The following is a 13,567-nucleotide window of genomic DNA, read 5'->3' as shown; positions in this document are numbered from 1 at the left end:
AATGGCGGCGATGCGCCCCAGAGATGGATCAATTTTTCATTAGGACGCCTTTTCTCCTGTCTTACTCCCACGGGAGGAGGAGTCTCGCCAGGTTGATACAGCCTTGTAACACATAAAGTTAATAACGTGATCTAATTCACATTTTTAAATTAGCACGCTTAGATTTTATTCACGATGTTTTAACTCCATTCAAACAAGCCTACCGACAATGTGGTATTCTGCGCCCTATCCCTCAAGGAATTGTGGGAATACAAAATTCCAACCCTTTGCGGTTGTTTTGTAACCGTAAAGTAAAACTATATATACCCGAATAATGCGCGTTGCAGGCAAGCAGCAAAACGCTCCTGCGGCTCGACCTATAAAGGTAGCAATGTCGAAACAAGGAGTGACCATGCAGGTCAGCAGAAGGCAGTTCTTTAAGATCTGCGCTGGCGGTATGGCAGGCACCACGGCGGCGGCACTGGGCTTTGCGCCCGGCGTAGCGCTGGCGGAAACACGGCAGTACAAACTGCTGCGCACCCGCGAAACCCGTAACACCTGTACGTACTGCTCTGTCGGCTGTGGGCTGTTGATGTATAGCCTCGGTGACGGTGCAAAAAACGCCAAAGCATCTATTTTCCATATCGAAGGGGACCCGGATCATCCGGTCAACCGTGGCGCGCTCTGCCCGAAAGGGGCTGGTCTGGTGGACTTTATCCACTCAGAAAGCCGTCTGAAATTCCCCGAGTATCGCGCGCCTGGCTCCGACAAGTGGCAGCAAATTGGCTGGGATGAAGCGTTCGATCGCATCGCTAAGCTGATGAAAGAAGACCGCGATGCTAACTTCATGGCGCAGAACGCCGAAGGTACCACCGTTAACCGCTGGCTCTCCACCGGGATGCTGTGTGCCTCTGCCTCCAGTAACGAAACCGGCTATTTAACCCAGAAATTCACGCGTGCACTCGGCATGCTCGCGGTCGACAACCAGGCGCGTGTCTGACACGGACCAACGGTAGCAAGTCTTGCTCCAACATTTGGTCGCGGTGCGATGACCAACCACTGGGTCGACATCAAGAACGCCAACCTTATCGTGGTGATGGGCGGTAACGCCGCTGAAGCGCACCCTGTCGGGTTCCGCTGGGCGATGGAAGCCAAAATCCACAACGGTGCGAAACTGATTGTGATCGATCCCCGCTTTACGCGTACGGCGTCAGTGGCGGATTTCTACACCCCTATTCGTTCAGGTACTGACATCACTTTCCTGTCAGGCGTACTGCTGTACCTGATGACTAACGAAAAATATAACCGCGAATACACCGAAGCCTACACCAACGCCAGCCTGATCGTGCGTGAGGATTACCACTTCGAAGATGGCCTGTTCAGCGGTTACGACGCCGAAAAACGCAAGTACGACAAAACCAGCTGGAACTACGAGCTGGATGAGAAAGGCTTCGCGAAACGCGATATCACGCTGCAACACCCGCGCTGCGTCTGGAACCTGCTGAAAGAGCACGTTTCCCGCTATACGCCGGACGTGGTTGAAAACATCTGTGGGACGCCGAAAGCGGACTTCCTGAAGGTGTGCGAGATGATCGCTGAAACCAGCGTTCATGATAAAACCGCCTCGTTCCTGTATGCCCTCGGCTGGACCCAGCACTCCATCGGCGCGCAGAACATCCGTACCATGGCGATGGTGCAGCTGCTGCTCGGCAACATGGGGATGGCTGGCGGCGGCGTCAACGCCCTGCGCGGTCACTCCAATATCCAGGGTCTGACCGACCTCGGCCTGCTGTCGCAGAGCCTGACGGGTTATATGAACCTGCCAAGCGAAAAACAGACCGACCTGCAAACCTACCTGACGGCCAGCACGCCAAAACCGCTGCTCGAAGGCCAGGTGAACTACTGGGGCAACTATCCGAAGTTCTTCGTCTCAATGATGAAGGCCTTCTATGGCGATAAAGCGACGGCTGAAAACAGCTGGGGCTTTGACTGGCTGCCGAAGTGGGACAAAGGCTACGACGTTCTGCAGTACTTCGAGATGATGAACCAGGGTCAGGTCAACGGCTATCTGTGCCAGGGCTTTAACCCGGTGGCGTCGTTCCCGAACAAGAACAAGGTTGTGGCGTCTCTGTCGAAACTAAAGTTCCTGGTCACCATTGACCCGCTCAATACCGAGACGGCGACCTTCTGGCAGAACCACGGTGAATCGAACGACGTCGATCCGTCGAAGATTCAGACCGAAGTGTTCCGTCTGCCGTCCACCTGTTTCGCGGAAGAGAACGGCTCCATCGTCAACTCCGGCCGCTGGCTGCAGTGGCACTGGAAAGGCGCGGATGCCCCGGGTATCGCCATGAACGACGGCGAGATCCTGGCCGGTATTTTCTTACGCCTGCGTAAGATGTACGCGGCAGAAGGCGGCGCGAACCCGGAACCGGTGCTGAACATGACCTGGAACTACTCGACGCCGGAGAATCCTTCCCCGGAAGAGGTGGCGATGGAGAGCAACGGTAAAGCGCTGGCGGATGTTATCGACCCAGCTACCGGTGCGGTTCTGGCGAAGAAAGGCGATCAGCTCAGCACCTTTGCGCACCTGCGTGATGACGGCACCACCTCCAGCGGCTGCTGGATCTTTGCCGGGAGCTGGACGCCGAAAGGCAACCAGATGGCCAACCGCGATAACGCCGACCCGTCGGGCCTCGGCAATACGCTGGGCTGGGCATGGTCATGGCCGTTGAACCGCCGCATCCTCTATAACCGTGCCTCCGCAGACCCGCAGGGCAACCCGTGGGATCCGAAGCGTCAGCTGCTGAAATGGGACGGCGCGAAATGGGGCGGCGTGGATATTCCGGACTACAGCACCGCGCCTCCGGGCAGCGATGTCGGGCCGTTTATCATGCAGCCTGAAGGGATGGGACGTCTGTTCGCGATCGATAAAATGGCGGAGGGTCCGTTCCCGGAACACTACGAGCCGTTTGAGACGCCGCTGGGCACTAACCCGCTGCACCCGAACGTGGTCTCTAACCCGGCAGCCCGTATCTTTAAGGGCGATTTCGACGCGCTGGGTAAAAAAGACAAGTTCCCGTATGTCGGTACCACTTACCGTCTGACCGAGCACTTCCACTACTGGACCAAGCACGCACGGCTTAATGCCATCGCGCAGCCGGAACAGTTTGTGGAGATCGGCGAGAAGCTGGCGAACAAGCTCGGCATCGCCCAGGGCGATACCGTCAAGGTCTCCTCCAACCGCGGCTACATCAAAGCCAAGGCGGTGGTGACCAAGCGTATTCGCACCCTGAACGTGCACGGGCAAGAGGTGGATACCATCGGCATCCCGATTCACTGGGGTTACGAGGGCGTGGCGAAGAAAGGGTTTATTGCAAACACCCTGACGCCGTTCGTCGGTGATGCGAACACGCAGACGCCGGAGTTTAAGGCCTTCCTCGTGAACGTGGAAAAGGTGTAACGGAGACGACTTATGGCTTATCAATCGCAAGACATTATTCGTCGTTCCGCGACTAACAGTTTCACCCCCGCGCCTCAGGCGCGGGACCACCAGCAGGAAGTGGCGAAGCTTATTGACGTGACCACCTGTATCGGCTGTAAAGCCTGTCAGGTGGCCTGTTCAGAGTGGAACGACCTCCGTGACGAAGTGGGACATAACGTCGGGGTGTACGATAACCCTGCCGATCTGACCGCCAAGTCCTGGACGGTGATGCGCTTCTCGGAAGTAGAGCAGAACGACAAACTGGAGTGGCTGATCCGCAAAGACGGCTGTATGCACTGTGCGGATCCGGGCTGCCTGAAGGCCTGCCCGGCGGAAGGGGCTATCATTCAGTATGCCAACGGCATCGTCGACTTCCAGTCTGAGCAGTGCATTGGCTGCGGCTACTGCATCGCCGGCTGCCCGTTTGACGTGCCGCGCCTGAACCCGGAAGACAACCGCGTCTACAAATGCACGCTGTGCGTCGACCGCGTAACCGTCGGCCAGGAGCCCGCGTGCGTGAAGACCTGTCCAACCGGCGCTATCCACTTTGGTTCCAAAGAGGACATGAAAACGCTGGCGGGCGAGCGCGTATCCGAGCTAAAAACCCGCGGTTACGACAACGCAGGCCTGTACGATCCGGCCGGTGTTGGCGGTACCCACGTGATGTACGTCCTGCATCACGCCGACAAGCCGAATCTGTATCACGGCCTGCCGGAGAACCCGGAGATCAGCGCCACGGTGAAATTCTGGAAAGGCATCTGGAAACCGCTGGCAGCGGTCGGTTTTGCTGCCACCTTCGCAGCGAGCATCTTCCACTACGTCGGCGTCGGGCCGAACCGCGCGGAAGAGGAAGACGACAACCTGCATGAAGAGAAAGACGAGGTGCGCAAATGAGAAAACGTGACACCATCGTGCGCTACACGGCGCCGGAACGTATCAACCACTGGGTCACCGCCTTCTGCTTCATGCTGGCGGCGATAAGCGGGCTGGGGTTCTTCTTCCCCTCCTTCAACTGGCTGATGCAGATCCTCGGTACGCCGCAGCTGGCGCGCATCCTGCACCCGTTTGTGGGAGTGGTGATGTTCGCCTCGTTCATCATCATGTTTTTCCGCTACTGGCACCATAACCTAATCAATCGGGATGATATCTTTTGGGCGAAGAATATTCGTAAGATCGTCGTCAACGAGGAAGTAGGTGATACCGGGCGTTATAACTTCGGCCAGAAATGCGTATTCTGGGCGGCGATTATCTTCCTGGTCCTGTTGCTGGTGAGCGGCGTGATCATCTGGCGTCCGTACTTTGCGCCTGCTTTCTCAATCCCGGTGATCCGATTTGCGTTAATGCTGCATTCATTTGCCGCAGTGGCGTTAATTGTGGTTATCATGGTGCATATCTACGCCGCCCTCTGGGTGAAAGGCACCATTACCGCGATGGTGGAAGGCTGGGTCACTAAGACGTGGGCGAAGAAACATCACCCGCGCTGGTACCGTGAAGTCCGCCAGAAACAGGAAAAGTCATCTGAATGAGTATTCGCATAATCCCGCAAGATGAGCTGGGTTCGAGCGAGAAACGCACGGCGGAAGTGATTCCGCCGCTACTGTTCCCCAGACTGAAAAACCTCTACAACCGCCGCGCTGAACGCCTGCGTGAACTGGCAGAGAACAACCCGCTTGGCGATTATTTGCGCTTTGCCGGGCTGATCGCCCATGCCCAGGAAGTGGTGCTGTACGACCATCCGCTGCAAATGGACCTGACCGCGCGCATCAAAGAGGCCAACGTTCAGGGCAAGCCGCCGCTGGATATCCACGTGCTGCCGCGCGATAAGCACTGGCATAAACTGTTGCACTCGCTGATTGCCGAGCTGAAGCCCGAGATGAGCGGCCCTGCGCTGGCGGTGATCGAGAATCTCGAGAAAGCCTCTGAGCAGGAACTGGAGCAGATGGCGAGCGCGCTTTTTGCCTCTGATTTTGCCTCAGTCAGCAGCGATAAAGCGCCGTTTATCTGGGCCGCCCTGTCGCTCTACTGGGCACAAATGGCCAGCCTGATCCCAGGTAAAGCCCGTGCCGAATACGGTGAAGCCCGCCAGTTCTGCCCGGTATGCGGTTCGATGCCGGTCTCCAGCATGGTGCAAATCGGTACCACTCAGGGGCTGCGCTACCTGCACTGCAACCTGTGTGAAACCGAGTGGCACGTGGTGCGCATCAAGTGCAGCAACTGCGAGCAGACCCGCGATCTGCACTACTGGTCGCTGGAGAACGAGCAGTCCGCGGTGAAAGCCGAAAGCTGCGGCGACTGTGGCACCTACCTGAAGATTTTGTACCAGGAAAAAGACCCGAAAGTGGAGGCCGTCGCTGACGATCTTGCTACCCTGATTCTGGACGCCAAAATGGAGCAGGAGGGCTTTGCCCGCAGCTCTATTAACCCGTTCCTGTTCCCGGGTGAAGGGGAGTAATCTGTCTTTTAGCCCGGTAGGTTTTGCTGCCGGGCTAAATTACTGGGATAGCGCAGGAATAACATGCTGCGGATCGTTGGCAATAGCACGAAGTAGCGCCTTGGCCGGGCCTGTAGGTGAACGTCTACCTTGCTCCCAGTTGCGTAGCGTATCAACACTGACCGAGATTAGTTGCGCGAATTTACTTTGCGACAGCCCTGACGCCTGACGAATTTCTTTAATTTTCATGGCATCGATTTGAAAGGTGCGCGATGGCTCGCGTTTGCCCCCGGCAATTTCGTTCATCTGAGCCACGCTTTGAGTTAACCGCTCAAATAGCGCCTTATCCATTTACCACCTCTCAATAATCATTTTCAGTACGGCTTTCTCATTTGCTGACAGGTCATCTTTGATCCCTTTGCGATAGATGAGCAGCAATCGAATTTCATTTTCACGTGAGCGATAAGAATAAATGACTCGTACACCACTACGCTTTCCTCCCTTACCGCCGGCAAGCCAGCGAATCTTGCGTAAGCCTCCCGTGTTCTGAATCAGATCGCCATATTCAGGCTGCATTGCCAGAAAGACCTGCAGTTTATGGTATTCGTCGTCATCCAGTAATTTTTTGACGTCTTCAGTGAAGATATCCGTTTCAATGAATAGCATAAAACATACGCCATTGGCTTATAGTATCAAAAGTTAAGTGTACGCCAATGACGTATCCCTACCCTGTTACGTTATTGAGATGAAGTGGAAAAATCCACTCGCTCTGCTCAGTACATTTTGTTTCTGCGAGCCGCTTTCCAGATTTGTATCCTCCCCAAATCTGCTGTTTTCATCCGCAGAAAACCAGGCTATAACGCTGTATATCCATACAGATTCGAGATTTAAACTATGGCGCTGGAAAAGGGTATTGATAAGCTGGTTCAGGAATTTATCGCCGCAGGGCGACCCTCTTCGCTCGCCCAGAATATTGATGAACGGAGGGCTGGCTATGTTGCCGGAACAGTGCTTGCCGGGGAGAAGGAAAGGCGTGTCCAGATAGCAACGCTGGCGCTGGACGGAATAACGTTTCGGACCTACTCACCGCTCAACGCGCCTGAAACGCTGCCCGCCGTTATCTATTATCATGGCGGGTGTTTTGTCAGTGGCGGTTTTGATACCCACGAGCCCCAACTGCGTCAGCTGGCGTATTACAGCAACTGTCGGGTGATTGCGGTGCAGTACAGGCTGGCTCCCGAACATACCTTCCCTGCTGCTCATGATGATGCTGAAAGAGGCGCAAATCTGGTCTGGAAGTACGCGGACAGATTTGGCGTGGATAAAACCCGCATCACCCTTTGCGGGGACAGTGCGGGAGGCCATCTGGCACTGGTGACGGCACTACGGCTTAAGGCCGCAGGTCTGTGGCAGCCCGCTCAGCTGATCCTAATCTATCCTATGCTCGACGCAACGGCGCATTTTGAAAGCTACACCCGCAATGGGCTGGATTATGTTATTACCCGCGATACGCTCCTCAGCGGATACAACATGTATCTTCCCCATACCGAACGCCAGCATCCTGAAGCCAGCCCACTATGGCGGGATGATCTTTATGGCCTACCGAGAACCCATATCATCACCGCCGAGTACGACCCGTTATGTGACGAAGGCGAAGCTTTGTATCAACACATGACCGAACAAGGTGTGAACTGCACCTGCCAGTGCTGGTCGGGTGTGATTCACGGTTTCTTTCAGCTTGGTGGCGTAAGCCAGGCGGCGAGGGATGTTATGAGGGATATCGCATGGCGTTTGGGCGCTGTGTCGGCGGAAAGAGAATGAATTAAGAAATCCCATATTGACGATAAAGCAATTAAGATTTGTTCCTGCAAATCCAGCAAAGCAAAATAAATCGCCCAAGGCAGTGTGATAAAGGAAAAATAATCATCACGCTCCCCTCTTATCATCATTATTAAATATCTGGCTTCTTTGATTAATGGATTACATCAATGAATAAAAGCTCTCTGGCAATATTACTGGTAGCCTCTCTCACCAGCAGCCTGGCATTTGCAAATAATCACACCTTTTCTTTAGGCTTCGCGCACAGCGACGTTAAGGGCTTTGACAACCTGAATGGCGTCAACGTCCAGTATCGCTACGAATTCGATACTCCGCTCAGCCTTCTTGGTTCCTTCTCGTGGATGAAAACGCATACTAAGCAGGATTATTTAGCGACCCGCGACGTTGTTCATAATGACATAGACGTAAATTATTACTCTCTGCTGGCAGGGCCGGCGTACCGTATTAATGACTACGTTTCACTTTATGCCCTCGGCGGTGCCGCATGGGTAAAAGCGACCGGAAATACCCGCTGGGTGAATTACGGTAATAATGAAGTGAACCATGACGGTATTTCCGAGAAATCAGCATCTTTCGCCTGGGGAGTGGGTATGGTGATGAACCCGCTCGACAATCTTTCCATTAATCTCGGCTATGAAGGCACGAAGGCCAGCCTGGGGCGTGACTATACGATCAAGGGTTTCAACGTGGGTATGGGCTATCGTTTTTAAGTAAACGGGCTGAGGCTTAACACCGAGAGTTACCCCATTCTCAACGGGTAACTCTCACTCCTGATGCTACTCTTCCTCGTTCCCGCCCTCTTCGTAGGCACCAAACGGCTTCGCGGGCAGCACGATATAGGTTCCTTCAAACACCGCACCAGACGTCTCGTCACCGAACAGCTCCACCAGCATCTGCACGCGGGCTTTGCGGCCGCGGGCCAGACGGTCGAGATCGCCGCTCAGCGAGCCTAAGTCCGCCACCGCGCTCGGCTTACCGCTGATCGGGCGGCTGTAACGAATATGGGCATCGGCGAGGATGATAGTGCCGCCCAGGTGGCGCTCGCGCAGCATCAGCCAGATAAGTCCCCAGCCGGTGAGCGTCGCCAGCGAGAACAGGCTGCCGGCAAACAGGGTGTGGTGAGGGTTCTGATTGCCGATCTCCGGCATGGTGGTGATAAATTTTTGCCCGGTGTACTGCTGAATGCGTACCCCCATCTTTTCGCTCAGCGGGATGTGCTGATACCAGGCCTGCTGCAGCTGACCGCACCAGTCGGCACGATGCAGAATATCATCCAGCGAGGCGATGGGTTTGATCATCAAAAAATGGCGAATGGGCGTGGTTTGCGGGGTGGTGATTTCGCCCTGGTTTATAAAACCCAGCTTGGCAAAGAACTCCACCGCATCTTCACGCGCGCTACAGGTGACGCGCTTCACGCCCTCCTGACGGGCAACGGACTCCAGCGTCATCGCCATCAGCGTACCGAGACCTTTGTCCTGTACGCTGGGATGGACCGCCATAAAGCGGATGGAGGCTTCATTATCGGCATTGATATACAGCCGCCCGACGGCGACAAGGTTGCCCTCTTCATCCATCACCATCTGGTGATGTGCCATGGCGTCCCAGGCGTCGCGTTCCGACCCTTTCGGCTGATGTAATGGCTTACGCAGCATCTCCCAGCGGAACTGGTAGTAAAGCGCCAACTCTTCTTCCGTTTGCGGTACTCGAAGGTGATACATAGCTGTACTCTCTCTTGTTACCCGCGGCCATACCGTCAGCTCACTCATACCTGGAGCCAGAACGTGACGGGGCCATCATTTACCAGCGAGACCTGCATATCTGCAGCGAATCGTCCGGTCTGTGTATGCATCTCTTGCTGACGGCAACGGTCAACAAAGTATTCATATAACGCTTCTGCCCGATCCCGCGCCGCCCCTTTTGAGAATCCCGGGCGCATGCCGCGCTCGGTATCGGCGGCCAGCGTAAATTGCGACACCACCAGCACGCTGCCACCCGCCTGCTGAACGTTGAGGTTCATTTTGCCTTCCGCATCGCCAAAGATACGGTAACCCAACACGCGCTCGCATAAGCGGTTGGCTTTTTGCTCGTCGTCATCCCTTTCGACACCTAACAAGACTAAAAGTCCCGGGCCAATTTCACCCGTCACCTCTCCCTCCACGGTGACGCTGGCACGGGTTACGCGCTGGATTAATGCAATCATGGTTGGTCTGCTTCTCGTCGTTTTTCGGCTTCGGCCGCTTTTTTGAGTTCGCGGTATACCCCGAGAGTGACAGTAATTTCCGCGCCAAGCAAGACGATACACCACGTCCAGTAAACCCAGAGGAACAAAATGGGGATCACCGCCAGCACGCCATAAATCAGCTGATAGGAGGGGAACATGGTGATGTAGAGCGCGAATCCTTTCTTGCCCAGTTCGAAAAGCAGAGCGGCCACCAGCGCCCCCAGCATGGCATCCCGGTTAGGCACGCGCGTGGTCGGCACAATGCTGTAGAGCAACCAGAAAGCGAGCCAGGACAAGAGCAGCGGGAAGATGCGCAACACATCGTCAATCACGCTATCGAGTTCGCTGGCCCAGCGTAACGAGAGCAGATAAGAGCTGATCGCCAGGCTGGCCCCGGCCAGTAGCGGCCCCAGAGTCAGGATCATCCAGTACACCGCAAACGAGTAAACTTTAGGCCGTGCGCGGGTGCTGCGCCAGATCGTATTGAGCGCGCTATCAATGGCATACATCAGCAGCAGCGCGGTGACGATAAGCCCGCACGCCCCAACCGCCGTCATCTTGCTGGAGTTGGCGACAAACTGCTCGATGTAATTCTGAATGACATCCCCGGTAGCAGGCATGAAGTTAGCAAAGACAAAATGGCGGAGCTGCAGGCTGACATCCGAAAACATCGGAAAGGCGGCGAAAAGCGCAAAGATGACAGCCACCAGCGGCACCAGCGAGAGCAACGACACGTAGGCGAGGTTACCTGCCAGCGTAGTCATATTGTCCTCATCGATGCGGTGCCAGAGGAGTTTTAGCCACGCACGCAGTGGTCGGGTGTGGTGGCTGGCTTTTTGATGAACGATTTTTAGCATAACTGCTTCGCAAAATAGTCAGGTATCGTCTGTTTTCCGGTCACCAGAATTGACGTGATACCCAACTGGTTAGCTCCCTCTATATTATCGACGTTATCGTCAAAAAAGAGGGCGTCGGCGGCAGAGAATCCTTCGGCCTGCAGGACGGCCTGGTAGATCCGTGCTTCCGGCTTACGCATGCCCATCTCCTGGGAAAGATAGATTTTATCTGCGGCCGCTTTCACTTCCGGGTATTCATCCGGCCAGAAGGTAGTGTGCAGGCGGTTGGTATTGGACAGCACCACCACCCGATGCCCCTGCTCACGCAGCTTGTGCATAATGGCAATCACCTCGGGGCGAATCCCGACAAAGATCGCCTGCCAGCCGTGAGAAAATTGTTCGTAACTGAGGGGAAGATCCATCTCATGACAGAGCATTTCGGCGAATTGCTCATCCGAAATCTCACCGCGCTCATGCTGATGGAAGGCGTCGCCCATCGTAAAAGTCTGCTTAAGCGTTGCCAGCGGAACGCGGCTGAAATCACTCCATGTTCCCAGCACACGATTGAAGTCGATATCGACGATTACGTTTCCTAAATCAAAGATATAGAGCATGTGTTTCTCCTTTTCGCCGTGAAAATTAACTGTAGCGGGAAAGAAGATGTTTGGCTATGAGGCGTGCGGCATGGCGGAAAAGAAAAACCCCGCCAGAAGGCGGGGTTTTAGAGGACGGAGAGAAGAAAATTAATCTTCTTTCGGGCCGCGCATTGCGCGTTTACGATCGTTCTCAGTCAGGTGACGTTTACGGATACGGATAGAGGTTGGAGTCACTTCTACCAGTTCGTCGTCATCGATGAATTCCAGAGCCTGCTCCAGAGTCATCTTAACCGGTGGAACCAGAACCGTTGCTTCGTCAGTACCGGACGCACGCATGTTGGTCAGTTTCTTACCGGTCAGGCAGTTTACAGTCAGGTCGTTAGAACGGCTGTGAATACCGATGATCTGGCCTTCGTAAACTTCTGCACCGTGACCCAGGAACAGCTTACCGCGGTCCTGCAGGCTGAACAGGGCGAACGCAACCGCTTTACCCTGACCGTTGGAGATCAGAACGCCGTTGTTACGCTGGCCAACTTCGCCCGGACGAACGTCGTCGTAGTGGCTGAAGGTGGAGTACAGCAGACCCGTACCGGAAGTCATGGTCATGAACTCTGAACGGAAGCCGATCAGACCACGGCTTGGGATCACGTAGTCGAGACGTACGCGGCCTTTGCCATCTGGATTCATGTTTTTCAGGTCGCCTTTACGCTCACCCAGAGCCTGCATCACAGAACCCTGGTGCTGCTCTTCGACGTCCAGCGTTACGTTTTCGAACGGCTCTTGTTTACGGCCATCGATTTCGCGGAAGATTACTTTCGGACGGGAAACCGCCATCTCGAAACCTTCACGACGCATGTTTTCGATCAGAACAGACAGGTGCAGCTCACCACGACCGGAAACACGGAATGCGTCCGCATCAGGGGTCTCTTCAACGCGCAGTGCCACGTTGTGCACCAGCTCTTTGTTCAGGCGGTCAAGGATCTGACGAGAGGTAACAAACTTACCTTCTTTACCACAGAACGGAGAGGTGTTGACGTTGAAGAACATGGTTACGGTCGGTTCATCAACTGACAGGGCTGGCAGCGCTTCAACCGCTTGCGTGTCGCAAATGGTATCGGAGATGTTCAGCTCGCCCAGACCGGTGATCGCGATGATGTCGCCTGCTTCAGCAATGTCGCTCTCGATACGCTCAAGGCCCAGGTGGGTCAGTACTTTACCGACTTTACCGTTACGGGTTTTGCCTTCGCTATCGATGATAGTGACCTGCTGGTTAGGCTTCACTTTACCGCGCTTGATACGGCCGATGCCGATAACGCCAACATAGTTGTTGTAGTCGAGCTGAGAGATCTGCATCTGCAGAGTGCCTTCAACATCAACGTTTGGCGCAGGAACGCGGTCAACAATCGTCTGATACAGCGGAGTCATGTCTTCAGCCATGTCTTCGTGATCCAGACCTGCGATACCGTTCAGCGCAGAAGCGTAAACGATAGGGAAGTCCAGCTGCTCGTCGGTTGCGTCGAGGTTAACGAACAGGTCGAAGACCTGATCAACAACCCAGTCAGGACGCGCGCCAGGGCGGTCAACTTTGTTGATAACCACGATTGGTTTCAGGCCATGGGCGAATGCTTTTTTGGTTACGAAGCGCGTCTGCGGCATTGGGCCGTCAAATGCGTCAACCACCAGCAGCACGGAATCCACCATGGACATCACGCGCTCAACTTCACCACCGAAGTCGGCGTGCCCCGGGGTATCAACGATGTTGATACGGTAGTCATTCCATTTGATCGCGGTGTTTTTAGCGAGGATGGTAATCCCACGCTCTTTCTCCAAATCGTTGGAGTCCATCACGCGTTCTTGAGTTTCGGCACGCGCATCGAACGTACCGGATTGCTGCAGCAGCTTATCAACCAGGGTAGTTTTACCATGGTCAACGTGCGCGATGATGGCGATATTACGCAGATTTTCGATCACAACTTTGCCTCAGGCATTTAGAAATAGCGCGTTATTGTACACGGATTAATCGCACTACAAAACAGGATCACAAACATCCCCCGCAAACAAGTATCGCAGAGATGCTTTGTGATCGCTTTCACGGAGCGGTAAAAGGGCACTTTAACGTAAATTGCACCAATATGGTGCTCAATGTTCACATTGAAGCACTATACTGGTGCAACAAAACCA

General features: G+C 54.7%; 13 protein-coding genes. 6 read left to right on the top strand and 7 right to left on the bottom strand.

Translation table 11 applies throughout. From position 1 onward, the window contains the following. Positions 1–391: 391 nt before the first annotated feature. From fdnG to fdhE, 4 genes are read left to right on the top strand one after another with little or no spacing between them, the layout of a single operon-like run. Positions 392–3,442, top strand: a complete 3,051-nt coding sequence (gene fdnG / locus LRS40_RS07195; RefSeq protein WP_142490036.1) for a formate dehydrogenase-N subunit alpha — start codon at positions 392–394, stop codon at positions 3,440–3,442. Between the two features lie 12 nt (positions 3,443–3,454). After that, positions 3,455–4,357 (top strand): formate dehydrogenase subunit beta, encoded by a 903-nt coding sequence (gene fdxH, locus LRS40_RS07190; RefSeq protein ID WP_142487601.1) that lies wholly within the window; start codon positions 3,455–3,457, stop codon positions 4,355–4,357. Beyond that, positions 4,354–4,989 (top strand): formate dehydrogenase cytochrome b556 subunit, encoded by a 636-nt coding sequence (gene fdoI / locus LRS40_RS07185; protein WP_015569914.1) that lies wholly within the window; start codon positions 4,354–4,356, stop codon positions 4,987–4,989. Before fdxH ends, fdoI begins: the two co-directional genes overlap by 4 nt. Then, positions 4,986–5,915: a formate dehydrogenase accessory protein FdhE gene (fdhE, locus tag LRS40_RS07180; protein ID WP_142487602.1), complete on the top strand. Its 930-nt coding sequence runs from the start codon at positions 4,986–4,988 to the stop codon at positions 5,913–5,915. The genes fdoI and fdhE overlap by 4 nt, the downstream gene beginning before the upstream one ends. A gap of 39 nt (positions 5,916–5,954) precedes the next feature. Here fdhE and nadS read toward each other — a convergent pair whose 3' ends face one another. Together nadS and LRS40_RS07170 are read right to left on the bottom strand one after the other, a co-directional pair. After that, positions 5,955–6,245 (bottom strand): NadS family protein, encoded by a 291-nt coding sequence (gene nadS / locus LRS40_RS07175; RefSeq protein ID WP_156264963.1) that lies wholly within the window; start codon positions 6,243–6,245, stop codon positions 5,955–5,957. Then, positions 6,246–6,560, bottom strand: coding sequence for a type II toxin-antitoxin system RelE/ParE family toxin (locus LRS40_RS07170; protein WP_231313405.1), 315 nt, complete (start codon positions 6,558–6,560; stop codon positions 6,246–6,248). It lies immediately after the preceding gene. A gap of 228 nt (positions 6,561–6,788) precedes the next feature. Between LRS40_RS07170 and LRS40_RS07165 the strand changes: the two genes are divergently transcribed. Together LRS40_RS07165 and LRS40_RS07160 are read left to right on the top strand one after the other, a co-directional pair. After that, the gene (locus tag LRS40_RS07165; RefSeq protein ID WP_231313404.1) at positions 6,789–7,715 is read left to right on the top strand and encodes an alpha/beta hydrolase; all 927 of its coding nucleotides are present in this window, start codon (positions 6,789–6,791) and stop codon (positions 7,713–7,715) included. 167 nt (positions 7,716–7,882) lie between these two features. Beyond that, positions 7,883–8,443, top strand: coding sequence for an Ail/Lom family outer membrane beta-barrel protein (locus tag LRS40_RS07160; protein ID WP_231313403.1), 561 nt, complete (start codon positions 7,883–7,885; stop codon positions 8,441–8,443). A gap of 66 nt (positions 8,444–8,509) precedes the next feature. Here the strand turns inward: LRS40_RS07160 and fabY are convergent, their stop codons facing one another. The 5 genes from fabY to typA form a co-directional block, all read right to left on the bottom strand. After that, the gene (fabY, locus tag LRS40_RS07155) at positions 8,510–9,451 is read right to left on the bottom strand and encodes a fatty acid biosynthesis protein FabY (RefSeq protein ID WP_185902396.1); all 942 of its coding nucleotides are present in this window, start codon (positions 9,449–9,451) and stop codon (positions 8,510–8,512) included. A gap of 44 nt (positions 9,452–9,495) precedes the next feature. Then, the gene (dtd, locus tag LRS40_RS07150) at positions 9,496–9,933 is read right to left on the bottom strand and encodes a D-aminoacyl-tRNA deacylase (protein WP_231313402.1); all 438 of its coding nucleotides are present in this window, start codon (positions 9,931–9,933) and stop codon (positions 9,496–9,498) included. Beyond that, positions 9,930–10,811: a virulence factor BrkB family protein gene (locus LRS40_RS07145; RefSeq protein WP_231313401.1), complete on the bottom strand. Its 882-nt coding sequence runs from the start codon at positions 10,809–10,811 to the stop codon at positions 9,930–9,932. The genes dtd and LRS40_RS07145 overlap by 4 nt, the downstream gene beginning before the upstream one ends. Then, the gene (gene yihX / locus LRS40_RS07140; protein ID WP_142487610.1) at positions 10,805–11,404 is read right to left on the bottom strand and encodes a glucose-1-phosphatase; all 600 of its coding nucleotides are present in this window, start codon (positions 11,402–11,404) and stop codon (positions 10,805–10,807) included. The genes LRS40_RS07145 and yihX overlap by 7 nt, the downstream gene beginning before the upstream one ends. A 129-nt stretch (positions 11,405–11,533) precedes the next feature. Next, positions 11,534–13,357, bottom strand: coding sequence for a ribosome-dependent GTPase TypA (gene typA / locus LRS40_RS07135; RefSeq protein ID WP_142487611.1), 1,824 nt, complete (start codon positions 13,355–13,357; stop codon positions 11,534–11,536). Between the last annotated feature and the right edge of the window lie 210 nt (positions 13,358–13,567).

The organism is Leclercia sp. G3L, assembly GCF_021117075.1.
GTDB lineage: Bacteria > Pseudomonadota > Gammaproteobacteria > Enterobacterales > Enterobacteriaceae > Enterobacter > Enterobacter adecarboxylatus_C.
The sequence above is the reverse complement of the archived record's forward strand: the minus strand, read 5'-3'. Positions and strand labels throughout refer to the sequence as shown.